Here is a 25,446-nt window from a genome sequence, read left to right as displayed (position 1 = left end):
GTTTGTCAATATGATTTTTTATCTGCAACCTATTTTTAACTATGCGGGTATATTGCACCTAAAATTGCGGGGAGGTTTGCCCCAGTAATTGCGCGTAAATCCAATGCCTTATGATTCATGGTTTGTGCAGCCAACCAGGCAAACAACATCGCCTCTAAATAATCAGGATCAACACCAACCGCGGCGCTGCTTTTTACTGCAATCTGCGGTAAATAATCACCAAGTATTTGCTGTAATAAAATATTATGTGTGCCACCACCACATAAATAAAGTTCTTTAATTGGCTTATTAACCTTTAAGACTTCCTGAGCAATTGCTTTTGCAGTAAATGCAACCAAGGTTCGTTGTACATCTTCAGGACGATATTCAGTTTTTAAATAAGAAGTTAACCAGGACAAAGAAAAATATTCTTTACCAATACTTTTGGGTGCTGCTTGAAGAATAAAGGGATCAGCCAATAAATTATCGAGCAATGCAGGAATTAATTTCCCTTGGCTGGCCCATTTTCCTTCTTCATCATAATCTTTACCTTGATGTTTGATAATCCAAGCATCCAACAGGCAATTTCCTGGCCCTACGTCCCAGCCTTTGGTCAATTCATTACGCTGAATTAACGTAATATTGGCAATACCACCAATATTCACAACTGCCACATGCTCATGAGATTTAGCAAAAAGTTCTTGATGGTAAATCGGTGCAAAAGGTGCTGCTTGACCACCATTGACTAGATCGCGAGTACGAAAATCAGCAACTACAGTAATGCCAGTAAGCGCTGAAATGGTATGCGCACAACCTAATTGCAGAGTATACGGAATAGTGCTGTTTGCATTATGGCAAATAGTCTGGCCATGGCTGCCAATAGCTTTAATATCATTAGCAGATAATTTTGCTTGTTTCAACAATTCATTAGCTGCTGCTGCAAACGCTTGACCAATCAAAGCATCTAATTGACAAATAGAAGCAAGGCTCAAATCGGAGCCATCAAGCACTTTCTCAATACGTTTTTTAACCTCCGCACTGTATTTTTTTGTGATTCCACACAGCAATTGATTTGTGGTTGCGTTAATCAACGCAGCATCAATGCCATCCATGCTGGTTCCTGACATTAAACCAATGTATAAAGACATGGGAAGCCTCATATTCTTTTGAATGCAAACACTATACTTTAGCGTTTAACTTAAAACAATTATAAAAATTCTCGGTGGTGATTGCCGCAATCTCGTCATAACTCACTGCGCGTAATTCAGCTAAATATTCAGCTACATATTTAACTAATGCCGGATGATTTTGTTTGCCGCGAAAAGGTACTGGAGCTAAATAGGGAGAATCCGTTTCAATAAGAATTCGGTCTAAGGGAATTTGCCGTGCTACATCTTGTAAAGCAGTTGCATTTTTAAAAGTGACAATTCCTGAGAAAGAAATATAAAAATTTAAATCCATAGCCTGATGTGCAATGTCTATGCTTTCAGCAAAACAATGCATAACACCGCCAATATTTTGAGCTTGTTCTTCAGCCATGAGTTTGATGGTATCCTCAGCTGCTTGGCGGGTATGAATGATTAAAGGCTTGGAAGTACGCAATGAAGCACGGATATGTGCCCTGAAACGCTCACGTTGCTGTTCTTGGGCCTCCTCTGTATGAGTACGATAGTAGTCTAATCCGGTTTCACCAAGAGCAATACAAGCAGGATTAGCAGCCAAATCGCAAAGCATTTGTTCGGTGACTGGCTGCTCCATTTCAGTATTGGGATGCACGCCTACGGAAATATTAATGTTGGGATAATCAGCAGCTAATTGCCCTAAGATTGGATAATCTTTTAACTCAGTACACACGCATAAAAAATGCCCTACATCATTATCTTTAGCTTGTGCTAGCACTTGCGACATATCGTGATTAAAATCAGTCAGATCCAGAAAGTTTAGATGGCAGTGCGAATCAACGAGCATAGAGGTCCTCAAATTAAATGGTATCTGTTAATTGATGTGATTTTAGCATCCCTGCCAGATAAGTCTCAATTTTATTGCGTAAATAACGACTATTTTCACCAATAAATTGTACCCCTATTCCCGCTAATTTATTACCCTGAGCACCTTTAGGGGTAATCCAAACGACTTTGCCATCAACAATAAACAACTCTGGCTCTTCCATCAATTTCACTGATAAATTTAAATACAATCCTAATTGATATAAATGATGAGTACGAATAAATAATCCGCCACCCTTTATAAAAGGCATGTATGCTGAATATAAAGTAGATTGATTATCGAAGCAGCAACTAAGATGCTGAGTTTTATCCATAATGTTTCTCCTATAAATCAAACAATAAATCTTCCAGAACTAATGTGTGATTTACATTTATATTATGGCTTAGCTTTCGTTGTAATTCGTTAATCTTATCTATTTGTGAAAAAATCTTACTGGGGGGCATTAACGAAGCCAAGCGCGTTAATTGCGGCATAACCAGAGTGTTCATTGCACCTGGCTGCAACAATATCATTTGCACCTGAGAATAGATTAAATAGAAAAACCAAAGTAAAGTACTCAAATCAAATTGGCTCCATTGCGCCGTAATAACACATGGATGCTCCTTGTTTTCAAGAATCGCAATTAGGCCATTTAAAATTGCTTCGCTTTGATTAAGGACCATTGCCTGTCCTGATTCAGGAGGATATTGTGCTGTCAAATCAGTAAGATTGAAGGTCGATAAATCCATTATTGGGGCAAAATATAATATCTGGCAGCGACTTAGAACAGTGGGTAAAACGGTGCTTATTTGATTTGCCAATAATAAAAATAAAGTATGAGGCGCAGGTTCTTCCAATATTTTCAATAAGGCGTTGGCTGCAGAACTATTCATACGCTCTGCTGATTCAATCACAATAAGACGATAAGCTGCTCGTTGCGGTGTTAAATAGGAATAATGCTGCAATTCTCTAATTTGATCTACTTTAATTGGACCACCATTTTTTTCAGGCTTAATCCATTGCACATCAGGATGTCCAACACACGCAACCATTTGACAATCAGCACATTGCTGGCACGCATTGATATTTAAATTTTTGCAGAAAATTAACTGCATGAATTGAAGTATAAAATCGTTTAGAGCTTGATCTAAAGCACCAACAAAGAGCATTGCCTGTGGATTACGCCTTCGACTCCAAGCGGTGTGTAAATAATGCCATTGCTCAGGGTAGATGTTCATCTTATTGCTCGAGAAAATCGCTAAGTGCTTTTTTAATTGCTTGCTGGACCGTAGGTAATGTTTGATTGGCATCAATCAATACAGCGTTTGGAGTTTCACGCACATAGCGAATATAACATTCGTGGACACGATGAAAGAAATCAATAGGCTGCTGTTCAATGCGATCAAATTCACCACGTGATTTAACTCTTTTCATCCCCTCTTCAGGATTTATATCCAAGTATATGGTTAAATTAGGCGCAAATCCATTTAAAGCAAAAATTGATAATTGCTGAATGATGTGTTCATCTAGGCCACGGCCTCCACCTTGATAAGCCATAGTTGATAGTTCAAAGCGATCAGCAATAACCCAATACCCACGCCTTAAGGCAGGTTTAATCATTTGTTCTAAAAGCTGGATACGGGCCGTATAAAGCAAGAGTAATTCACTTTTATCATTCAAAACTCCTTTATACTTTGGATCTTTGATGACTTGTCGTAAAATCTCACCAATATCAGTGCCGCCAGGCTCACGTGTGGTAATGGTTTTAATTTCTCGTTGTGTCAAGAAATCCACAACAGTACGCACTGCGGTGGATTTTCCTGCTCCTTCCAATCCTTCAATAACAATTAACTTCCCGACTGTTGCTGACATTAGAAACCTTTATGTTGATATTGCTCAATGGCCTGTCGTTGTTGTTGGTATGTTTCTGAAAATTGATGTGTTCCATCCCCTTTAGAAACATAATACAAATAATTAGACAATTGTGGATGCGAGGCTGCATCTAACGCTTCTTTACCTACCATAGCAATGGGTGTTGGTGGCAAACCATAATAACGATATGAATTGTAGGGTGTATCCACCTGCATATCGTTATGAGACAGTTTACCGGTATAAGCAGAACCTAAACCATAAATGACTGTTGGATCCATCTGTAAAGGCATTTTCTTATTTAAACGGTTAATCAACACGCCAGATATTAATTTGCGCTCTTGCGATGTTGCAGTTTCCTTCTCAATAATTGAAGCCGCTGTAAGCAATTCATAAGAGTTTTTATAAGGTAAATTGGGATCCCTATTCACCCACACCATATTAAGATAACTTATCAAATTACGATGAGCATGCTCAAGTAAAATTTTACTACTGCTACCACCTTTATATTGATAAGTATCTGCCAGCACCAAGCCTTCGGCGTTAGGATGATTGCCTTGGATTAAGGACCAATCCGCAGAGTGATATTCCAAATAGGTAGCTTTAGACAGGTCTTGCGAAATTTTTTGCTGCGTCGTTCCGGCAACGATAGTAAAATTTTGAGTTAATACATCACCAGCCATCACACGATAGGCCAATTCAAGCGCTGTTTCACCTGGCTTTATTTGATAAACACCCGCCTTTAAACGATGTGCTAAACCAGTTAGACGAATCATTATTAATAAAGGTCGACGGTAAGGAATTAAATTTTTATCCTGGAGAATTTGCGCAAACTGGGCTGCAGAGGTTGAACGATCCAACGTAATTATAACTGCTGGATTCTGCCTTGCAATCAAAGGTCTGGCAATTAAGCCATAGAAATGCCAAAACAAGAATGTAAGAGACACAAAAAGCAGTATAAGAATAGAAAGTATTAGTCTTTTGTATCTTAAGAGACTCATTTAGATTCGCTTAAATATCAAACTGCCATTAGTGCCACCAAAACCTAATGAATTACTTAATACGTAATTAATGGTTCTTTCTTGTGATTTATGCGGCACATAATTTAAATCGCAGCCTTCATCTGGGTTATCTAAATTAATGGTTGGCGGAGCAATTTGATCCCGAATTGCCAACACACTGAAAATTGCTTCTACAGAACCAGCAGCACCTAATAAGTGGCCAGTCATTGATTTTGTAGAACTTACTGCCAAATCATACGCATGTTCTTTAAAAACACGCTTAATGGCTTTGCTTTCGTTTAAATCATTAAGATAGGTGGAGGTACCATGGGCATTAATGTAATCAATTTGCTGCGGTTGGATGTTTGCATCTTTAATGGCAGCTTCCATAGCACGTGCAGCGCCATCAGCATCTTCATCCGGTGCAGTGATATGATAAGCATCCCCAGACATACCAAAACCAACTAACTCAGCATAAATTTTTGCACCGCGAGCTTTTGCATGCTCATATTCTTCCAACACGAGCACACCAGCTCCCTCACCCATGACAAAACCATCGCGGTCTTTATCAAAAGGTCTTGATGCTTTTTCAGGTTCATCATTACGCTTGGACAAAGAGCGTACTGCCGAAAATCCTGCCAAGCATAATGGTGTTAATGTCATTTCTGCGCCACCACACAACATAACATCCGCATCGCCATAAGTAATCATACGTCCAGCTAAGCCAATGTTATGTGTTCCTGTAGTACAAGCAGTCACAACTGCAATATTAGGGCCTTTTAAATTGTGACGGATAGAAATTTGCCCAGCAACCATATTAATAATGCCTGCGGGAATAAAAAATGGAGAAACTTTGCGTGCTCCACCTGCAACCAATTTATCTTGGTTGTTAGTAATCGTTTGAATACCACCAATACCGGCACCAACGGCAACTCCAAAGCGAAGAGACAATTTTTCGTCAATTTTCAACCCCGAATCCAGCATTGCCTCATCAGCTGCGGCAGTACCAAATTGGGTGAACATATCCATTTTTCGAGCTTCTTTGATCGGCACGTAGTCTTCAATGTTAAAGTTTTTCACCTTAGCCCAAATTCGTGTACTGTACTCAGAAGTATCAAAATCATCAACTACTGAAACACCACTCACTCCAGCCAAAATATTTTGCCAAGTATCTTTTACATTTAAACCGACAGGAGTAATCATCCCTATACCGGTAACCACTACACGCCGCTTGCTCAATCAGAACTCCTCGAAGAATTAAGCTTCTTCTTTATCCAAATTTGATTCAATATAATCAATCGCTTCTTGAATCGTTGTAATTTTTTCAGCTTTCTCATCAGGAATTTCTGTTTCAAATTCTTCTTCAAGAGCCATAACTAATTCGACAGTATCTAAAGAATCAGCACCTAAATCATCAACGAACGATGCATCATTTTTTAGGTCTTCTTCTTTAACGCCTAATTGCTCAACAACAATTTTGCGTACACGATCTTCAACAGTACTCATAACTTAATTTTCCTCTTTCGGTTGATAGAAACTTTTTAAAATCTGGCAGTTAATGCTATATCCACTTTATATCTTACTTAAATTCAACATCACACTAAACCACCAAGGTTAAATGGAAGTGATATAGTTTATTCATTTATACAGATAACGCAAGTATCTTACTCCATGTACATACCACCATTTACATGAATTGTACTACCAGTGATGTATTTAGCATCATCAGAAGCTAAAAAAGCAACTGCATTTGCTATATCTTCTGGTTGGCCGAGCTTACGAAGGGGTATTCGTTTTAACAACTCCTCTTTTACCATGTCTGGTAATGCTGTAGTCATATCAGTATCAATGAAGCCAGGAGCTACAACATTTACGGTAATATTTCTGCTGCCAATTTCTTGAGCCAGTGATTTTGAGAAACCAACAACACCGGCTTTGGCTGCAGTATAATTTACTTGGCCAGGATTTCCGCTTGAGCCAACCACAGAACCAATGGAAATTATACGCCCCCAACGCGCTCTAAACATTGATTTTGTGCATATTTTAGATATTTTAAATATGGAATTCAAATTCGTTTCAATCACTTTAAACCATTCTTCATCATCCATGCGTAAAATAAGATTATCTGCGGTAATTCCTGCATTGTTAACTAAAATTCCTGGGGATTGATTTTCTGCAGCCAATGCATCCATAACTTCTTCAATTTGTTCACTACTGGTCACGTCGAGGACGAGTCCTTTTCCTTGCAACTGCTCTTGTTTAAAATATTCGTTAATCTGCTGTGCACCTTTTTCTGTGGTTGCCGTGCCATAAACAAAAGCACCTTGCTGCGCTAATTTCAATGCAATGGCTTTGCCTATACCACGGCTAGCTCCAGTTACAAAGGCAACTTTACCCGCTAAATTACTCATTGATATTCCTTAATACGTTGAAATATGTGATATTTAGGCCGGTTAATTATTAAGAGCATCTAATTGCTCTAAAACTTGCTCCAGACTAATAGTATCGTAAACACTAATTGAATTTAAAGATCTATCTATTCTTTTAATTAAACCACTTAATACTTTTCCAGGCCCACACTCAAGAACTAACTCTACTCCACTATTTTTAAAGAGTTGAATAGTCTCAACCCAACGAACCGGACTATATAATTGCACTTTTAATTTTTCGCGAATCTCGGTTGCTGACTGGTAAATGCTGACATCGACATTACTTATTACATCAATTGTCGGTTTTTTAAACTCAGTAATGGATAAATACTCAGAAAAAACATCAGCTGCTTCTGTTAACAAAGGGCAATGACAAGGAACACTCACTGGAATCACTTTAGCAAGACGTGCGCCTGCTTCTTCAGCCAGGCTAATTAATCGATTTACTGCTGGAGTATGGCCTGCAACCACTGTTTGCTCTATTGAATTATAATTAGCTGGAGTGACAATTTCGCGTGCATTGCTCGCTTCTTTACATAACTGAGCAATTTGTACTTCATCAAGGCCAATGACAGCAGCCATTGCACCAACGCCTAAAGGTACTGCTTTTTGCATTACTTGTCCGCGGTGTACTACTAAATGTACAGCATCAGCTAAAGACAAAGCACCTGCACATACCAAAGCAGGGTATTCGCCTAAGCTGTGTCCCGCCATAAGTGAAGGTTTAATCATTTCTTGTTCTTGTAATAGGCGAAAAACCGCCACGTCTGCAGTAAGCATCACAACTTGTGTATATTCGGTTTGGTTCAAGCGTTCTATAGGTCCCTGTTGTACCAATTGCCATAAATCATAGCCCACTGATTCAGAAGCTTCTGCAAACACATCGACAACAATAGGATATTGCAGTTCAAAATCTGCCAACATTCCTACCGATTGTGACCCTTGACCAGGAAACACCAATGCTGTTTTTACCATATAATCAACTCCAACCTAAAGTAGCTCTATTAACTTCCAAAAATGTATACTGCAAATCACACAGTATGCACTTCGATCAAACTACATTGATTTAAATTATTAATAACGAATAACCATTGCGCCCCAAGTCATTCCCCCACCAAAAGACTCGATTAAAAATAATTCATCTCGTTTAATTTGGTTGGTTCTTACTGAATGATCTAAAGCTAAAGGAATAGATGCAGCAGAAGTATTGCCTTGATTAGCAATAGTAACGACAACACGTGACATTGGAAGTTCCAATTTTTTAGCAATTGCTTGAATAATGCGCATGTTCGCTTGATGAGGAATTAACCATTGAATGTCTGATTTTTCCAGCTGACTCAGTTTCAAAACCTCATCAACAACACTCCCCATAATGTTAACTGCCAGTTTAAATACTTCATTACCACGCATGCTGATTAAACTGCGTTGGTCTTGAAATGCACCATTAGAAAGATTTAATAGTTTTTCAGCATCATATAAAGCGTGAATCACGCTTCCCATAACACCAGCTCGATCACTTGCACTTAAAACAACAGCTCCAGCACCATCACCAAATAGCACACATGTTGCTCTATCCTCCCAGTTTACTACTCGAGACATGCTTTCACTACCAATAACCAGTACATGCTTTGCAGCACCAGACGCAATGTATTGTTTAGCAATATCCATGATATAGACAAACCCGCTGCATGCAGCGCTTACATCAAAAGCAGGTATAGGTTTTTTAATTTTTAGAGCATGCTGCACATAGCAGGCAACTCCAGGGAAAAAATCATCTGGAGTACACGTAGCCACTATAATGAGATCAATCTCATCAACATGAAGTTTAGATGCCATTAAAGCACGTTCTGCCGCTTTGGCGGCCATATACGACGTGGTTTCATATTCTTGGGCAATACTACGGCTACTGATACCAGTACGAGAAACAATCCATTCATCACTCGTATCTAACATTGATTCCAGCTCAACATTAGTGAGTTGTTTCTCTGGAAGGTAGCTTCCTGTACCACTAATTACCGCATTTTTCATAACAACAACCCTTGATTTATAAAGTCGTTTATTTGAGCACGCACTAAATCAATGACATCATTTTCTACTTCGAGAATAGCTTGTTCAATTGCATGCTGGAAGCCTAGCATGTTCGTTCCACCATGACTTTTAACAACAATACCATTCAAGCCCAACATGCTGGCGCCATTATAACGTGAAGGATCCAGTCGACTTTTAATTTGTTTTAGAACAGGCAGTGCAATAAGCCCAATCATTTTGGTAAATAAATTACGATTAAACGATTCTTTAAACAGATTGAGGAATAATCGCGCAATTCCTTCACTAGCTTTTAAAGCAACATTCCCCACAAATCCGTCGCAAACCACTAAATCAACCTCACCGGTATAAAAATGATCACCTTCTACATAGCCAATATAGTTCATCATAGAACATCCTTCGAGCATATGAGCAGTACGTTTGACTTGATCGTTACCTTTAATTTCCTCAACACCTATGTTTAATAAGGCAATTTTCGGATTTGATTTATTTGCAACAGCTTGCACCAAAGCCGATCCCATGACTGCAAACTGAAATAAATGTTCAGCACAGGAATCCACATTGGCTCCCAGATCAATCACCCAGGTCCGCCCTGTCACGGTAGGCACTTCGGAAACAATCGCGGGTCTATCTATCCCCGGAAGGGTTTTTAAAACGTAACGCGCAGTAGCCATTAAAGCACCTGTATTACCAGCACTAACACAAGCATGTGCAATGCCTTCTTTTACCAGATTTATAGCTACGCGCATGGAAGAATCTTTTTTATTGCGCAGCGCGTATGAAGGCAATTCATCCATAGCGACTACTTCAGAAGCATGCACTATAGAAAATTGCTTCGATGTAGAAACACCCAGTTTTTTTAAATAAGCACTAATCTTGTCATGAACACCAACAAGAATAAGTTTTAAATCCGGGTTATTTTTAGCTGCGCGCACACAGGCAGGAATCACTACACTTAAGCCATGATCCCCACCCATCGCATCGATTGCAATGGTAATATTTTTCAAGAAAATTACTCTTGTTCATCTTCGTAAACATTATCGGTATCAATAATTTTTCTACCGCGATAATAACCATCTTCAGTCATATGATGACGACGATGAGTTTCACCAGTTGTTGAATCAACTGAAAGCGTAGGCTTGGTTAAAGCATCATGCGAACGTCGCATGTCACGGCGTGAGCGTGATTTTTTATTTTGTTGTACGGCCATTGTATTACTCCTAAACAATTTGCATTCATAAAGCGTGAATATTACCGATATTTTAGCGTCAATCCAAGTATTAATTACAGAAAATATCAATAAGAGTTGTTTTTTCTGGTTAAAAATTGGTTTATTTCACTGCTACAATCGGTAATTTCTGGGTGGAACTGCAGCGCATAAAGGTGCAATTCATCAATAATCAAATCCTCTAAACGCACTTGAAAATGAGGCGAGGCAATGCACTCATAAAGCTCTAACAACTCCTCAGCTCGCTCATCGCTACAGCATACTGCAATCACAGTATCATTGTCATAAGTGTAGTCAAATTCTTCTAAACAGCGTTGACATTGTAGGTGCAATAACCCATTCACATGCAAGTAAATGAGATAAAAATCACTCTTGGCCTCAACACGATAACTTATGTTCAGCGTACAAGGCGCGGTAACAAAATGAGGTAAACGTTCGCTAAGCGTTACTTTTTGGCTCTGTTGCCCATGTTTAACTAATTCTTGTAAATGCAGCATCTTTGTATTCCTTTGATATACGCCCAACATTAATACATTGCTTTGATCTGGGCTACTTTTATGGCATAATGAGCAGTTTGCAATGGTAGTGCCTATTGCAAATCATCGCGTTTTTTCCCCTAATTTTAAGCGGTATCCGAATTTTATGAAAGCTAAAGTTATTGTTGGCATGTCGGGAGGAGTAGATTCCTCAGTCGCAGCCTGGTTATTAAAAGAGCAAGGCTATGAAGTTGAAGGCTTGTTTATGAAAAACTGGGAGCAGGATAATACTGAAGAATTCTGTCCTGCAACTCAAGATTTGGCCGATGCGCAAGCCGTGTGCAATCAATTGGACATTCCCTTGCACAGCATTAATTTTGCTCAGGAATATTGGGATCGTGTGTTTACCTATTTTTTAAGTGAATATGAAAAAGGGCGCACTCCTAATCCCGATGTTTTATGCAATAAAGAAATAAAATTTAATGCTTTTTTAAATCATGCATTAACTTTGGGCGCAGATTTTATTGCAACGGGGCATTATGCAAAAAATAAAATTAGTGGTGATGTAGGGCATTTATACAAAGCTAAAGACCGTGAAAAAGATCAAACTTATTTTTTACATGCTGTAACTCCAAGAGCCTTAGCGAAAACTCTGTTTCCAATTGGCGATTACACCAAACCTGAAATTAGAGCATTTGCCAAACAATTAGGCTTAGTCACTCAAGCTAAAAAAGACTCAACCGGAATCTGCTTTATCGGTGAAAAACGCTTTAAATCCTTTTTAAAAGAATTCATTCTGGCCCACCCCGGAGAAATTAAAAGTACTGAGGGTATAGTCCTAGGAAAACATGATGGCCTTATGTTTTATACTTTGGGGCAGCGCCAAGGCTTAGGCATTGGCGGCAAACATAATGCCACAGAGGATCCTTGGTATGTTGTGGATAAAGACGTAACTAATAATATCTTGTATGTAGCACAAGGGAGCACTCATCCTATGTTATACTCTCAAGGTTTGATATGTAGCTCCATCCACTGGCTTGCCAATTGCAAAGATCAACTCCCTCTCACTTGCTATGCAAAAACCAGATACAGACAATTGGAACAGGGGTGTATGATTTCACCAGTAGATAACAATCAGCATTATGTGATGTTTTCAAGCCCGCAAAGAGCAGTTACCCCAGGGCAATACGTGGTTTTCTATGAGAAAAATCAATGCCTTGGTGGAGCGACAATCGAGCAAATTATTCGCTAAATTTAATATATAATTTAATAAATAAAGAGATAACTGGAGTTAAAATGGCTGCTATAGATATATCCCCTGCATCCAGCGACATACTTTTCTCGGTCAGTGCTGCAGATAAGGTCGCTGAATTAATTAAAGAGGAAAATAATACTAATCTTAATTTACGCGTTTCAATCACTGGTGGTGGTTGTTCTGGATTTCAATATGGATTCAGCTTTGATGAAATAATTAACGACGATGATACAGAAGTAGTACAGTTATGCTCAGATGGAATAACCTCGGTAAGATTGCTTGTGGACTCCATGAGTTATCAATATCTTCATGAAGCAGAAATTGATTACATACAGGGCATACAAGGTGAACAATTTGTTATTCGTAACCCGAATGCCAAAACTACTTGTGGCTGTGGTTCATCATTTAGTATTGCTGATGATGATGACGATGAATAATAGAACTCTCCAGATTAAGCGAGCCTAATCTGGATTATTTCTAATAAGGCTTAATGATTACCTTAGTACCTATTCTAATAAAATTATTACTTAACCAACGAGCATCGCCGGGATGTAAGCGAACACATCCATGGCTGGCGTTATAGTGTGGTACCTCATAAGAGCCGTGAATAGCATAGTTCTTACTAAAATACATACAATATGGCATTGGCGCCCCTCCTCGACCCAAAGGATAACGGCTGGAGCGACATCCTGGACCGCCTTTACTCCAGACACGATAAACGCCAGAAGGAGTTTTACATCCCCGACGAATGTCTGGACAATATTTTCTTCCCCCTGAGCCTCTTCCGGTACGTACCACTTTACCTTGCTCGTTAATTGCTTTCCATGACAAAGTATTTGGATTAAATATAAATGTATTACCTGCCGAATGAGCCAAGCAGAATGGGAAGATAAATATAAATAGTGAAAATAAAAAAATGCGCGATAGTGGTAAAATGGAGGGTTTCTTTTCCATAATAATTCCTTTTTATATCCTTCTCATTGTTTATTTTAGTTTAAATTTTAAACAAAACAAATTAATTTCAGGCAAAGAAAGATTATTTGATCTACTATTATGAAGTGAGGAAATCAGATTAAGGATGATAGATCATGCAAAAACAATTACTTATAGCGGCCTTCATTTTATTAGGAAATGGATTTGCTTATGCAGCAGATACACCCAGTACTAGTACTACACCTGCAACAGCAACCCCGACGACTGCACCTGCAAACACAACTGCAACTACTCCTGAAGAAAATACAAATGAAATTTCTAAATCCACCTGGTTAGATACGATTGTACCTATGCTGCCTAGTCTTATTTGTAAAGGTTTTATGAATGATTCTGATTTAAAACAACGCCTGGATACCATTAAAATGAGTTATGATCAATGCGTGGGAGCAATTCCTGAAAGCGTTAGCAAATGCCAAAATCAATTATATGCAAATATCCCCGACAAGATCAGTAATTCTGATGCAGCAACCTGGGGGAAAAATCTGGGCGAATGTATTGGTAAAGATTTTGCAATGAAATACTTAATTCCGAAGCAATAAATATTCATAAATCTCAAGATTTGGTGATATGGTCCATATAAAACGAGACCATATCAATATCTTATCCCAACGAAAAACTTGAAATCACTAGGTTCTGTGAACAAAATTGTTTATTCACATCTATAGTGCTAACTCACACAATGTGGCGTCACTTAAGTTCGTCACATCATCTCGAGCGTTAGCGACAGATCCTCGAATACTGGAGATACTTCGTCGCAAGCTCTTCAGAATGACAACTAAACTTCTTAAGATACCACATTAGATACCACATTGCGTGAGCTAGTACGCCCTGCCAAAATGTTATCCAAGCTGCTACTATAAACACTATTCCCAAAAATCTACGCCTGTTTTTTTAGTCAAAAACTCGATGAATTCACGATGCTGTACTACCTCATCATCTTGTGCGCGAATAACTATTGGGTTAGCTAAATGCAATGCAGCAATCTCTTGAGTCTTAACTTTTTGATCATTAACAACCTCCGAAGCCTCAGCAAATAAGCTCCCCTGCCCCCCGGTCATTGCTAAATAGACAAAAGCCAGGATCTCCGCATCAAGTAAAGCTCCGTGAAAGTCACGATTAAAATGGTCGATTCCAAAACGCTTACACAACGCATCCAAACTGTTTCTTTGCCCTGGAAATTTATCACGTGCATAAGTTAAGGTATCAAAAACATCGCAATAGTCTTCCAGTTTCTTTTTCCACTGTACATGGCGTAATTCTGCATTTAAAAAACCCACGTCGAACGCAGCATTGTGAATAATTAATTGTGTACCGCCAATAAATTGTAAAAACTCTGAAACTTTATCTTTAAATAAAGGTTTATCTTGCAAGAATTCATCACTAATTCCATGTACACGAAAAGCTCCTTCGTCAACTGTGCGCTCAGGATTCAAATACACATGAAAGTGCTTCCCAGTGAGTTTTCTATCCACGAGCTCTACACAGCCAATTTCAATAATGCGATGCCCTTGTTCATGGCCTATACCGGTGGTTTCTGTATCTAATACAATTTGTCGCATAGACTTACTCACTTAACTCTTCAATACCTTGGTTCGCCAGGGCATCGACTAATTCATTTTCAACATGGCCAGAATGCCCCTTGACCCAATGCCATTTGATTTGATGTTGTCTTGCCAATTGCTCCAAAACCTGCCACAAATCAGCATTCTTCACCGGTTCTTTCTTAGAATTAACCCAACCATTTTTTTTCCAACCAGCCATCCAGGTAGTCATTCCTTGACGTACATACTGAGAATCAGTATATAAATCAACCTCGCAAGGACGAGTTAAAGCCTCTAATCCTTTTATGGCGGCAGTTAATTCCATACGATTATTGGTAGTATGCGCCTCGCCCCCATATAAGGTTTTTTCTTTATCTTTATAACGAAGTAAAACCCCCCATCCCCCAGGGCCTGGGTTTCCTTTGCATGCACCATCTGTGAAAATTTCAATACTCACCTATTCCCCTTTTATTCAGCAGGTGTCTTATCTAAAAAAACGCAAGTATACTCTGGAATCAGTTCTCTCGACTACAGGGCGATTTCATCAAAATTCAAAAAATAAACACTTAGATTAAATAACACGTAGGATGTGCCTTTTCTCAACAATTTCAGCATCTCACTTAACATCATGTTGGGCCAAGGCCCAACCTACTTTTATATTGTTTAAACTAGATGAATAAAAATTATACGTATCGCTTATCACCTAATACAGTTTGTGAAAATTCCTCATTAAGAATAATCTCTTTCACCACCACTAAGTCCGGAGCAAAATAGCGATCTTGCTCATAAGGCGCCACTTTACTACGTAATTTATTGTAGGCTCGCTCTAATAAAGGCGAAGTTTTTAAAGGTTTACGAAACTCAATGCCCTGGCAAGCAGCTAATAATTCAATAGCAATAATCGTTGCTGTATTGTCATTCATTTCATGCAAGCGTCTTGCAGCATTAGTTGCCATCGACACATGATCCTCTTGATTAGCTGAAGTTGGCAAACTATCCACCGAATGCGGATGCGCCAGTGCTTTATTATCACTAGCACAAGATGCTGCGGTTACGTGTGCAATCATAAAACCTGAGTTTAAGCCACTCTCTTTAACTAAAAAAGCAGGCAAGGAACTAAAATGCTTATCAATTAATAAAGCGACTCGTCGTTCTGCATTCGCACCAATCTCAGCAATTGCCAATGCGAGATTATCAGCAGCCATAGCAACAATTTCGCCATGAAAATTACCTCCGGAAAGAACATCATCTTGTTTACTAAAAACTAAGGGATTATCAGAAATTGCATTAATTTCCACTTGTAAGGTGTCACGAACAAAACGAAGCTGATGTAACGCTGCGCCCATAATTTGTGGTTGACAGCGTAGGGAATAAGGATCCTGAATTCGTGAACAATGTAAATGCGACTGGCGAATTTCACTTCCTGTTAATAAATCCCGATAATGATTGGCCACATCTCGTTGCGCCCGGTGTCCTCGTACTTCATGAATACGATCATCAAAAGGCACGTCACTTCCTAAAGCAGCGTCTACCGATAACGCCCCAGCAATTGCAGCGGTTTCAAACAAATTTTCAGTAACAAAAAGTGCTGATATTGCCAATGCAGTAGACACTTGAAGGCCATTTAACAAAGCCAATCCTTCTTTAGCTTCCAGCTCCATAGGATTTAAACCAGCGATGTTTAATCCTTCCACTGCACTAATGAGTTTACCTTGGTAACGTACTTCACCAACTCCTAATAAAGGCAATGATAAATGTGCTAAAGGCACCAAATCTCCTGAAGCGCCAACTGAACCTTTTGCAGGGATACAAGGATAAACCTGGTGATTCAATAAGGCCATTAAAGCCTCTATCAATTGTAAACGAACACCAGAAAACCCTTGAGCAAGATGATTTATTTTTAATAACATAATTAAGGAAACAATCTCATCACAAAGCAATTCCCCAGTTCCACAGGCATGCGATAATACTATATTCCTTTGTAATTGCTTTAAATTTTCCGGTGAAATAGTTTGATTAGCCAAAGAACCAAAACCAGTATTAATTCCATAGACTGTTTTATGCTCTTGCAGCACCTTTTTCACAGTTTGATGTGAAGCTTCAATTGCTGAAAATGCACTGTTGGCAAGTTTACATCGGAGTTTATTGCGTAAAATATACTTAATCACTGCTAATGATAATTGGCCTGGATGAAGAATAAAATGCTCAGACATTAATTAACTCCTTGTACATGCATTGGGCTATCGCCCACTAAGAACAAATACTTACAACATCGGCAACCATAGATGATTTTCTTTAGCACAATGCATTGCTAATTCATAACCCGCATCAGCATGCCGCATTACTCCTGTTGCCGGATCATTAAAAAGTACTCGTGCAAGACGTTGCGCTGCTTTTTCAGTTCCATCAGCAACAATAACTACTCCTGCATGCTGAGAAAACCCCATACCTACCCCACCACCATGATGGATACTGACCCAAGTAGCACCACTGGCACAATTTAATAAAGCATTCAATAAAGGCCAATCAGATACCGCATCGCTGCCATCCAACATCCCTTCCGTTTCACGGTTAGGACTTGCCACTGATCCTGAATCTAAATGATCGCGACCAATCACAATAGGTGCTTTTACCTCACCTTTTTTAACCATTTCATTAAAAGCCAAAGCAAGACGTGCTCTATCTTTTAAGCCAACCCAACAAATACGCGCCGGTAATCCTTGAAATACTATTTTTTCTTTAGCCATCGTTAACCAATGATGCAAATGTTTATCATCTGGAATTAGTTTTTTCACCATTGCATCGGTGGCATAAATATCTTCTGGATCTCCTGATAAAGCAACCCAACGAAAAGGCCCTATACCTTCACAAAATAATGGACGAATATAGGCAGGTACAAAACCTTCAAAAGCAAATGCATTTTTTTCACCAGCCTCAAAAGCCATTTGCCGTATGTTATTGCCATAATCAAATACTGGAATCCCCCATTGGTGAAATTCGAGCATGGCGTGCACTTGTACAGCCATGGACTTCTTGGCTTCAACAACAACTTGCTCCGGATTGGTTTGACGCATCATTGCCGCTTGCTCCAAAGTCCATCCCGCGGGCAAATAACCATTTAATGGATCATGAGCACTGGTCTGATCTGTTACCAAAGAAGGTGTGGCTTTGCGAGCAACCAATTCCGGGAATATTTCTGAAGCATTGCCTAAGAGCCCAACCGATAAAGGAGTTTTTCTCGCGCAGGATTCGTTTATCCAGGCCAAAGCTTCATCCAAATCAGAAGTATGGCGATCCAAATAACGAGTTCTCAAACGTTTTTCAATACGCGCCGGGTCACATTCCACTGCCAAAATACTAGCACCTGCCATTGTTCCTGCCAGGGATTGTGCTCCCCCCATACCACCAAGGCCACCTGTTAAAATCCAACGCCCCGATAAATTTCCACCATAATGCTTACGTGCAGCGGCAACAAAAGTTTCATAAGTTCCCTGCACAATCCCTTGAGAGCCAATGTAAATCCAGCTTCCAGCGGTCATCTGACCATACATCATCAAGCCTTTCTTATCGAGCTCATTAAAATGCTCCCAGGTAGCCCAGCGAGGAACCAAATTTGAATTAGCAATCAATACTCGCGGCGCATCTTCATGCGTGGTAAAAACACCAACAGGTTTTCCTGATTGCACTAGCAAGGTTTGATTAACATCTAATGTCTTTAAGACATGTTCAATTTTAGCAAAGCAATCCCAATTACGTGCAACCTTCCCCATGCCACCATAAACAATTAGAGAATCAGGATCTTCAGCAACTTCAGGATCCAGATTATTACGCAACATTCGCAATGCCGCTTCTGTAAGCCAGTTTTTTGCCTGCTTTTCACTACCGCAATTTGCTCTAATAACATGCCTGGATTGGTGATCGGCCATATAGCAACTCCTTTGCTAAAAAATTTGACTAATCATACACTAGACAGAATACAACGCCTAGTACTGTGCATAAGCAAGGATTCTATAAGAATCAGTTTAACTTATTGAATAGAATAAATAATTAGCACCAAAGACAATACATAGTCAATTTTGTATCGCTATGTTATACTCGCCAATTATACTCATGACTGTGAATAATAAATTGTCTGAATACATTGATAAACACCCTCAATCCTTGCGGGTTTATTTTGCTACAGAAATGTGGGAACGCTATGGTTTTTATGTTGTCCAATCTCTTTTAGCTCTTTATTTGGTATTACATTTCAAATGGCCTGACAAACAAACTTACGCTTTGGTCGGCTCTTTTACTGCCCTCACTTATCTTTCGCCTGTAGTTGGTGGCTGGATAGCAGACAAATTAATTGGTCAGAAACGCGCTGTCCTTTTAGGAGCTCTAGTGCTTTTTATTAGCTACTGCCTCCTATCAAGCGTCGATAATACTCAAGTCTTAACTGCTGCTTTAGCGGGTATTGCTGTGGGTACAGGATTATTAAAACCCAATATTTCATCCCTTTTAGGTAATGAGTACCTGCGAGGCTCTGCTCGTCGTGAGAGTGGTTTTACTATTTTTTATATGGGTATTAATTCGGGTATTATCTTAGGTACTACCTTACCCAGTATGCTTAATGAACATTTCGGCTGGGCCGCTACATTTACCAGTGCCGCATTAGGTATGATTATTGCTTTTTTTGTTTTCTCTTTTGGCATCAAAATCTATAAAATTAAAGATTATAACCCCTTTGTATTTTCTTATAAAAAAATCATTACTGCCTTCGTATTAATGACATTTCTATGGTCCTTATCATTTTTTATTTTGAACTGGCCCCAATTGGCCAATGTAGTTTTTGGACTCGTAGTTTTATTTTCTGCAGGTTATATTTTATATGCGGTTAGTGAAGAAAATGCAAACCAATCACGACAGACTCTGGTGATCGGTCTTCTATGTATTATATCTGTAGTTTTTTGGGCATTCTATTTCCAAATATTTATGTCACTGACTCTTTTTATCGCACGAGTGGTTGAGCCTAAATTTTTTGGTATTCAATTTCCTGCTCCCTATTATGTAGCTATTCAAAGTGTCGGTTTGTTAATTATTGGATATTTTTTATCAAGAAAATATCCACAAATGAACTTGATTGAGCGTGGCTTAAGTATTGGTAGAAAATTCCTTTATGCCATTTTTATTATTACTACCGCTTATGGCATTATTGTTTTGGCCAGCAATATAACTGATAAAACAGCCTTATTATCACCACTGTTAATTATTCCAGCCTATTTAATGTTTTCTTTAGCTGAATTATTACTCTCACCTGTTGGTCTATCTGCAATTACTTTGTTGGCAGATAAAGGCAAAGTAAGCACGATGATGGGGATCTTTTTTGTTTCTTTAGGTATAGGCGCATTTTTATCAGGGAAATTAGCCTCACTCACGGCAATTTCTGCTGGTGAAACCAATATTGTTACCTTGAAAACGCTGTATGCAGCAGCATTTACCCAGCAGTTAGAAATATTATTCATAGCAGCGTTGGGTTGTTTGATTTTATTTGCAGTGATTAAATTTCTCTTAACACATGTCCAGCTTTCGGAGTAATGCTGTACTCAAAAATTAAGTATTTCAATCGTAGATATATCAACCTAAGAAGAACTAGCGCTCACGAATAACATTATTTGATTGATTTAAAATCATAAATGGTTTAAAATAAACCATTTTGTTAATTATAAATATATTTTGGAGAAATGATGGAAACTGATTTATCTATATTTTTGACTGCACTAATACATCATCCAGTCCGGTTAGCTACTACTACTTTATTCGTAGCAGGCGCTACCTATGTAGCGAGTTCCAGTGTGGGAGTTGATAATACCACTTCGATAGTTTCTGGATTGGTCGCCGGTAGTATTTTTACCTATGTTAACACGGTGAATACTGAAAAACATGCCCGCCGATCTGCTCAGCAAGAGAGCATTCAGATCTTTTAATAAATAGAGTTTTTTCCTAACTTTTTTGAGTATCAATCTTTAGCCTTGCTCGATTAATTGATTGAGCCCTGTATTCTTGCCAAAAAACTTTTTATATTCGGAAAAAACTGCTATTATTCACCGCTTTTTGATAGAACGATTTTTTACCTATGCCAAATCAACATCCCAGGTTAGCCAAATTACTACACGCACTCGAAGACATTCAAGCCGTTGATATTAAAGTGCTCGATGTTCGTGAACAAACAACCATTACTGACTACATGATCATTGCCTCAGGGCGTGCTTCGCGCCATGTTAAAGCAGTAGCACAAAAAGTTATGGAAGACATGAAAACCGCTGGCATGCCCGCTTTAAACTGTACAGGTCTTGAAGCTGGTGATTGGATACTTATCGACTTTGGAGATATTATTGTTCATGTGATGCAACCAGAAAGTAGACAATTCTATAATCTGGAAGGTCTGTGGGACGAAACATCTGCCTAAGCCATGTTAAAAATTACCATTATTGCTTTAGGCAATAAAATGCCCGATTGGGTTACTCAAGGCACTCATGATTATGCCAAACGTTTTACTGATGGTATTCAACTAAAAGTAATCGAAATCCCTTTAATGCGCCGCAGTAAAGCTTTTGATTTAACGCGCATTATGGAAAAGGAATCTACACTGGTTAAAGAAGCAATGCCAACTGGTGCACGTGTTATTGCATTAGAAATCGAAGGCAAATCGTTTAGCAGTGAAGAGCTTGCGATAAAAATCAGCCAATTGCAACAAACATCAAGCCACCTATGTTTCCTTATTGGTGGTCCTGAAGGCCTGTCGCAAGAACTGCTGAAACTTTGCCAAGAGCGCTGGTCTTTATCCAAATTAACCCTACCCCATCCTTTAGTACGCATCATGCTGCTGGAAACTTTATATAGAACCTGGACTATTATTAATAACCATCCTTATCATAAATAAAGGTAATTTTATTGAAGCAATAGAAAAAACCTATATTTTAAGATACTATGCCGCTTTGTGCTCCTACTAACCCTCTGTACGTAATGAGTCTAAATCAATCATTTAAGAATTACCACACAGAATCACAGCATCAACGCGTTCGGCTTAATTTGTTGGTAGCTTTTATCATTATATTGTCTTTAATTCTGATATTAAGGCTGGCTTACCTGCAAATTTCAGAGTTTAAAAAATACCAAACACTCTCACTGAAAAATCAAATGAGCATTACCCCCATTGCACCACCTCGGGGAGTAATTATGGATCGCAATGGCATTTTATTGGCTGAAAATATCCCCGTTTATGTACTGGAAATCATTCCAGAACATGTAAAAAACATGCAGCAAACATTAAAGCAATTACACGAATTATTACCATCAATTACCGAAGATGACATTGATAATTTTAATCGTGCACGTAAGCAAAACCGCTCTTTTATGCCCATCCCACTCAAATTAAAATTAACTCAGGAAGAAGTTGCCCTTTTTGCTATTAACCAATACCATTTTCCAGGTGTAAGTATTAAAGCACGGTTAATGCGCCATTATCCCTTAAGCGAAGTTACTGCCCATGTATTGGGTTATGTGGGACGTATTAATGTTCAAGAATTAAAAACAGTTGATCTCTCAAATTACCGCGCCACCAACTTTATTGGAAAAGCGGGCTTAGAGAAATATTATGAAGATATTCTCCATGGCAAGGTAGGTTATCAGATGGTGGAAACTGATGTCAGTGGACGTACTCTTAGAGTAATTAACAAAATTAATCCCCACTCCGGTTCAAAACTTTATCTCAGTCTCGATGTACGTTTACAAAAAGCAGCCTTTGAAGCGCTGAAAGACAAACGGGGAGCCGCAGTGGTAATCAATTCCAAAAACGGTGAAGTATTAGCAATGGTCAGCTCACCAAGTTTTGATCCTAATATTTTTGTCAGTGGCGTCAGCGCTAAAGATTACAAAATATTATCGAACACGTTGCAAAAACCTCTATTTAATCGTGCTGTCCGTGGTGTTTACCCCCCAGCATCAACAATTAAACCTTTTGTGGGCTTAACAGGCTTGGATAAGGGTTTTATTACTACCTCCACTACCATTTATGATCCGGGCAAATATAAATTATCTAATTCCAGCCATATTTACCATGACTGGAAAAAAGGTGGTCATGGAATGATTAATTTTAAGCGCTCAATCACTGTTTCCTGTGATACGTTTTATTATCAATTAGGTAATAAAATGGGAATTTCCAATATTGAAGACATGTTAGTTAAATTCGGCTTAGGCCATTTAAGTCATATTGATCTTTATGAAGAAGCCACAGGCATTGTTCCAAGCTTACGCTGGAAAAAGCAAAATAAAGGCGTGACCTGGTATCCAGGAGATACCTTAATCACTGCAATTGGGCAAGGATTTATGCTGGCAACACCCTTGCAAATGGCCAATGCAACGGCTTCATTAAGTCAACATGGACAACGATTTAGACCCCACTTACTCACGAAAATAGCGAACAGCGATAATGGTAAAATCAAATACTATAAACCAATTGAAGAGTACCCTATTTATCTTCATGATGAAGCCAATTGGGAAATTGTCAAAGAAGCGATGCACAGTGTTCTGACAAGTAATGAAGGCACAGGCTATCGTTTTGGGCGTAATCCTCCTTATCCTGTAGGGGGAAAAACAGGTACTGCACAAGTTTTCAGTGGCCGTCAATACGAAAAAACTAAATACGAAGATATCCCGGAAGCCTTGCGTGATAATTCATTATTTATTGCCTTTACCCCAGTGGATAAACCTGAAATTGCCGTAGCCGTGGTTGTTGAAAATGACTTTGTTGCTTCGGTTGTAGCTCGCAAGATCCTCGATGCTTATTATAAACTTTACCCGATGAAATTAAATAATGAACAGAAGACATCATAAACCCGTTTATCGTTTCACAACACAGGCATTACATTTGGACTTTCCCCTACTGGGACTACTGCTATTATTAATCTGCTTTGGGTTGGTAATCTTATACAGTGCATCAAATGCCAACACGGGCATGATTTTTCGCCAATCCATGCGCTTGATATTTGCTTCGCTGATCATGATTATTTTAGGCTTTATTCCACCTCATAAATACAAAATATGGACTCCATGGATTTACAGTACTGGCTTAGCTTTACTTATTGCTGTCATGTTGATGGGAAAAATAGGAAAAGGAGCTCAACGTTGGCTGGAGTTAGGCTTATTTCGCTTTCAACCCTCTGAAATCATGAAATTAGCAGTCCCGATGATGGCGGCTTGGTATTTTGATCGACAAACACGCCCCAGCAGCCTTAAATCAATTACAGTCGCAGGCATTATTATTGGCATTCCCGCTTTACTGATTGCCAAACAACCAGACTTAGGCACGGCAATTATGGTCGCCGCAGCTGGTGCCTGCGTAGTATTTTTGGCTGGTATCCGTTTTAAAGTAATTTTATTATTGATCTTGCTGATTGGTTCTGCCGTCCCAGTAGTTTGGCAGGTAATGCATGATTATCAAAAACAAAGAGTGTATACCCTTCTTGATCCAGAGCAAGATCCCCTAGGATCTGGATACCACATTATTCAATCGAAAATCGCTATTGGTTCAGGCGGGCTTGTAGGTAAAGGCTGGCAACAAGGCAGTCAATCTCATCTTAATTTTTTACCTGAGCATGCAACTGACTTCATCTTTGCGGTAACAGGAGAGGAATTCGGATTTGCAGGAGGCTTTGCAATAATTACACTCATTGTTTTAATTTCTCTGCGTAGTTTAAATATTGCTGCTAATGCCCAAACAACATTTACACGACTATTGGCAGCCAGTTTGGCAATGTCCTTTTTTATGTCTGCTTTTGTAAATATTGGCATGGTGATGGGAATTATCCCCGTAGTAGGAGTCCCATTACCACTAGTCAGCTATGGTGGAACAGCGATGGTGACTTTTCTTGCCGGGTTTGGGGTATTAATGTCTATTAGTTCGCATAAAATCTTATTTAATTGCGTCCGTTAGTAACCACCGCTACCCAGCACGTATAAAGTAGATGAGTACTTTATAGCAACTCCGCCACGGGTGCATAACTTCTGCGATGAATTTCACAAGGCCCCAAGCGTACCAATGCTTCACGATGAGCGACTGTCGGATAACCTTTATGTCCAGCAAAGCCATAACCAGGATAAAGTACATCCAAGGCCTCCATTTCTTCATCGCGTAATACTTTAGCAAGAATTGAAGCAGCACTGATTTCAGCAATAAGACTATCTCCTTGAATAATCGCTTTGCAAGGAACATCCAATTTTGGAGTATGTGCACCATCAACCAAAACCTCATTTGGTTGAATCGGTAAAGCCTCCACCGCACGACTCATGGCCAATAGAGTCGCTTGATTAATATTCAACTCATCAATTTCTGCAACCTCTGCTCTGCCATAAGCAAATGCTAAAGCCTCTTCTTGGATTTGTATTGATAATAATTTGCGTTTTTTAGGTGTTAATTTTTTAGAATCAGCCAAACCATCAATCGGTTTTTTTAAAATAACCGCAGCGGTTACCACAGCACCAGCCAAAGGCCCACGCCCTACCTCGTCTACTCCTGCGATTAGTATTTTTTTATTCATTATTATTCCAACATTGTTTTATCTGGTCCAATAATACCTATTTAAAATTGATTTATCACTCAAGAA

At 39.0% G+C, this 25,446-nt stretch carries 29 protein-coding genes; 9 read left to right on the top strand and 20 right to left on the bottom strand.

Features of this window, described 5'->3' with window-relative positions; genetic code table 11:
- Window positions 1–35 precede the first annotated feature (35 nt).
- The 14 genes from QM652_RS02745 to QM652_RS02680 form a co-directional block, all read right to left on the bottom strand.
- Window positions 36–1,127 carry an anhydro-N-acetylmuramic acid kinase gene (locus tag QM652_RS02745; protein ID WP_415072654.1) on the bottom strand — a complete coding sequence of 364 codons (1,092 nt, stop codon included), beginning with the start codon at window positions 1,125–1,127 and terminating at the stop codon, window positions 36–38.
- A 31-nt stretch (window positions 1,128–1,158) separates the two neighbouring features.
- On the bottom strand, window positions 1,159–1,947 hold the full coding sequence (locus QM652_RS02740) for a TatD family hydrolase (protein ID WP_415072652.1): 789 nt from the start codon (window positions 1,945–1,947) through the stop codon (window positions 1,159–1,161).
- 13 nt (window positions 1,948–1,960) lie between these two features.
- Window positions 1,961–2,299: a PilZ domain-containing protein gene (locus tag QM652_RS02735; protein ID WP_415072650.1), complete on the bottom strand. Its 339-nt coding sequence runs from the start codon at window positions 2,297–2,299 to the stop codon at window positions 1,961–1,963.
- 10 nt (window positions 2,300–2,309) lie between these two features.
- Window positions 2,310–3,203 carry a DNA polymerase III subunit delta' C-terminal domain-containing protein gene (locus QM652_RS02730; protein ID WP_415072648.1) on the bottom strand — a complete coding sequence of 298 codons (894 nt, stop codon included), beginning with the start codon at window positions 3,201–3,203 and terminating at the stop codon, window positions 2,310–2,312.
- Between the two features lies 1 nt (window position 3,204).
- On the bottom strand, window positions 3,205–3,837 hold the full coding sequence (gene tmk / locus QM652_RS02725; protein ID WP_415072646.1) for a dTMP kinase: 633 nt from the start codon (window positions 3,835–3,837) through the stop codon (window positions 3,205–3,207).
- Window positions 3,837–4,835: an endolytic transglycosylase MltG gene (gene mltG, locus QM652_RS02720; RefSeq protein ID WP_415072644.1), complete on the bottom strand. Its 999-nt coding sequence runs from the start codon at window positions 4,833–4,835 to the stop codon at window positions 3,837–3,839. The genes tmk and mltG overlap by 1 nt, the downstream gene beginning before the upstream one ends.
- Window positions 4,836–6,074 carry a beta-ketoacyl-ACP synthase II gene (gene fabF / locus QM652_RS02715; RefSeq protein WP_415072642.1) on the bottom strand — a complete coding sequence of 413 codons (1,239 nt, stop codon included), beginning with the start codon at window positions 6,072–6,074 and terminating at the stop codon, window positions 4,836–4,838.
- A gap of 18 nt (window positions 6,075–6,092) precedes the next feature.
- Window positions 6,093–6,341: an acyl carrier protein gene (gene acpP / locus QM652_RS02710; RefSeq protein WP_006871648.1), complete on the bottom strand. Its 249-nt coding sequence runs from the start codon at window positions 6,339–6,341 to the stop codon at window positions 6,093–6,095.
- Window positions 6,342–6,499: 158 nt separating this feature from the next.
- A complete protein-coding gene (gene fabG / locus QM652_RS02705) occupies window positions 6,500–7,246 on the bottom strand; it encodes a 3-oxoacyl-ACP reductase FabG (RefSeq protein ID WP_415072639.1) in 747 nt (248 codons plus the stop codon).
- A gap of 42 nt (window positions 7,247–7,288) precedes the next feature.
- Window positions 7,289–8,239 (bottom strand): ACP S-malonyltransferase, encoded by a 951-nt coding sequence (fabD, locus tag QM652_RS02700; protein WP_415072637.1) that lies wholly within the window; start codon window positions 8,237–8,239, stop codon window positions 7,289–7,291.
- A gap of 99 nt (window positions 8,240–8,338) precedes the next feature.
- Complete coding sequence (locus QM652_RS02695) at window positions 8,339–9,292, bottom strand: beta-ketoacyl-ACP synthase III (RefSeq protein WP_415072635.1); 954 nt, start codon at window positions 9,290–9,292, stop codon at window positions 8,339–8,341.
- Window positions 9,289–10,317, bottom strand: coding sequence for a phosphate acyltransferase PlsX (gene plsX, locus QM652_RS02690; RefSeq protein WP_415072633.1), 1,029 nt, complete (start codon window positions 10,315–10,317; stop codon window positions 9,289–9,291). Before plsX ends, QM652_RS02695 begins: the two co-directional genes overlap by 4 nt.
- Before the next feature lie 5 nt (window positions 10,318–10,322).
- Window positions 10,323–10,520, bottom strand: a complete 198-nt coding sequence (gene rpmF, locus QM652_RS02685) for a 50S ribosomal protein L32 (RefSeq protein WP_415072631.1) — start codon at window positions 10,518–10,520, stop codon at window positions 10,323–10,325.
- 86 nt (window positions 10,521–10,606) lie between these two features.
- On the bottom strand, window positions 10,607–11,035 hold the full coding sequence (locus QM652_RS02680; protein ID WP_415072629.1) for a YceD family protein: 429 nt from the start codon (window positions 11,033–11,035) through the stop codon (window positions 10,607–10,609).
- Between the two features lie 145 nt (window positions 11,036–11,180).
- Between QM652_RS02680 and mnmA the strand changes: the two genes are divergently transcribed.
- Together mnmA and erpA are read left to right on the top strand one after the other, a co-directional pair.
- Complete coding sequence (gene mnmA, locus QM652_RS02675; protein WP_415072674.1) at window positions 11,181–12,266, top strand: tRNA 2-thiouridine(34) synthase MnmA; 1,086 nt, start codon at window positions 11,181–11,183, stop codon at window positions 12,264–12,266.
- Between the two features lie 44 nt (window positions 12,267–12,310).
- Window positions 12,311–12,706, top strand: a complete 396-nt coding sequence (erpA, locus tag QM652_RS02670; RefSeq protein ID WP_415072627.1) for an iron-sulfur cluster insertion protein ErpA — start codon at window positions 12,311–12,313, stop codon at window positions 12,704–12,706.
- Between the two features lie 40 nt (window positions 12,707–12,746).
- Here the strand turns inward: erpA and QM652_RS02665 are convergent, their stop codons facing one another.
- On the bottom strand, window positions 12,747–13,223 hold the full coding sequence (locus QM652_RS02665; RefSeq protein ID WP_415072625.1) for a L,D-transpeptidase: 477 nt from the start codon (window positions 13,221–13,223) through the stop codon (window positions 12,747–12,749).
- A 134-nt stretch (window positions 13,224–13,357) separates the two neighbouring features.
- On the opposite strand from QM652_RS02665, the gene QM652_RS02660 reads away from it, so the two are divergent.
- Window positions 13,358–13,801 carry a hypothetical protein gene (locus QM652_RS02660; protein WP_415072623.1) on the top strand — a complete coding sequence of 148 codons (444 nt, stop codon included), beginning with the start codon at window positions 13,358–13,360 and terminating at the stop codon, window positions 13,799–13,801.
- A gap of 324 nt (window positions 13,802–14,125) precedes the next feature.
- Here the strand turns inward: QM652_RS02660 and dnaQ are convergent, their stop codons facing one another.
- From dnaQ to hutU, 4 genes are all read right to left on the bottom strand, one after another.
- Window positions 14,126–14,821 (bottom strand): DNA polymerase III subunit epsilon, encoded by a 696-nt coding sequence (gene dnaQ / locus QM652_RS02655; RefSeq protein ID WP_415072621.1) that lies wholly within the window; start codon window positions 14,819–14,821, stop codon window positions 14,126–14,128.
- A gap of 4 nt (window positions 14,822–14,825) precedes the next feature.
- Window positions 14,826–15,260 (bottom strand): ribonuclease HI, encoded by a 435-nt coding sequence (rnhA, locus tag QM652_RS02650; protein WP_415072619.1) that lies wholly within the window; start codon window positions 15,258–15,260, stop codon window positions 14,826–14,828.
- A gap of 226 nt (window positions 15,261–15,486) precedes the next feature.
- Window positions 15,487–17,016 (bottom strand): histidine ammonia-lyase, encoded by a 1,530-nt coding sequence (gene hutH, locus QM652_RS02645; RefSeq protein WP_415072617.1) that lies wholly within the window; start codon window positions 17,014–17,016, stop codon window positions 15,487–15,489.
- 51 nt (window positions 17,017–17,067) lie between these two features.
- Window positions 17,068–18,729 carry a urocanate hydratase gene (hutU, locus tag QM652_RS02640; protein WP_415072615.1) on the bottom strand — a complete coding sequence of 554 codons (1,662 nt, stop codon included), beginning with the start codon at window positions 18,727–18,729 and terminating at the stop codon, window positions 17,068–17,070.
- A gap of 214 nt (window positions 18,730–18,943) precedes the next feature.
- Here hutU and QM652_RS02635 point away from each other — a divergent pair, with 214 nt between their 5' ends.
- The 6 genes from QM652_RS02635 (at window position 18,944) to rodA (ending at window position 24,776) form a co-directional block, all read left to right on the top strand.
- Entirely contained in the window at window positions 18,944–20,380 is a 1,437-nt protein-coding gene (locus QM652_RS02635; RefSeq protein ID WP_415072672.1) for a peptide MFS transporter, read from the top strand.
- A gap of 146 nt (window positions 20,381–20,526) precedes the next feature.
- Window positions 20,527–20,769: a hypothetical protein gene (locus QM652_RS02630; protein WP_415072613.1), complete on the top strand. Its 243-nt coding sequence runs from the start codon at window positions 20,527–20,529 to the stop codon at window positions 20,767–20,769.
- A gap of 149 nt (window positions 20,770–20,918) precedes the next feature.
- Window positions 20,919–21,251: a ribosome silencing factor gene (gene rsfS, locus QM652_RS02625; RefSeq protein WP_415072611.1), complete on the top strand. Its 333-nt coding sequence runs from the start codon at window positions 20,919–20,921 to the stop codon at window positions 21,249–21,251.
- A 3-nt stretch (window positions 21,252–21,254) separates the two neighbouring features.
- Window positions 21,255–21,725, top strand: a complete 471-nt coding sequence (gene rlmH, locus QM652_RS02620; RefSeq protein ID WP_415072609.1) for a 23S rRNA (pseudouridine(1915)-N(3))-methyltransferase RlmH — start codon at window positions 21,255–21,257, stop codon at window positions 21,723–21,725.
- An 83-nt stretch (window positions 21,726–21,808) separates the two neighbouring features.
- Window positions 21,809–23,677, top strand: a complete 1,869-nt coding sequence (gene mrdA / locus QM652_RS02615) for a penicillin-binding protein 2 (RefSeq protein ID WP_415072607.1) — start codon at window positions 21,809–21,811, stop codon at window positions 23,675–23,677.
- The gene (gene rodA, locus QM652_RS02610; RefSeq protein ID WP_415072605.1) at window positions 23,658–24,776 is read left to right on the top strand and encodes a rod shape-determining protein RodA; all 1,119 of its coding nucleotides are present in this window, start codon (window positions 23,658–23,660) and stop codon (window positions 24,774–24,776) included. Before mrdA ends, rodA begins: the two co-directional genes overlap by 20 nt.
- Window positions 24,777–24,816: 40 nt before the next feature.
- On the opposite strand, the gene rnhB is transcribed toward rodA, so the two are convergent.
- Entirely contained in the window at window positions 24,817–25,380 is a 564-nt protein-coding gene (gene rnhB / locus QM652_RS02605; RefSeq protein ID WP_415072603.1) for a ribonuclease HII, read from the bottom strand.
- Window positions 25,381–25,446: the final 66 nt, after the last annotated feature.

Origin of the sequence: Legionella sp. (genome assembly GCF_047605385.1) — a bacterium.
GTDB lineage: Bacteria > Pseudomonadota > Gammaproteobacteria > Legionellales > Legionellaceae > Legionella.
The sequence above is the reverse complement of the archived record's forward strand: the minus strand, read 5'-3'. Positions and strand labels throughout refer to the sequence as shown.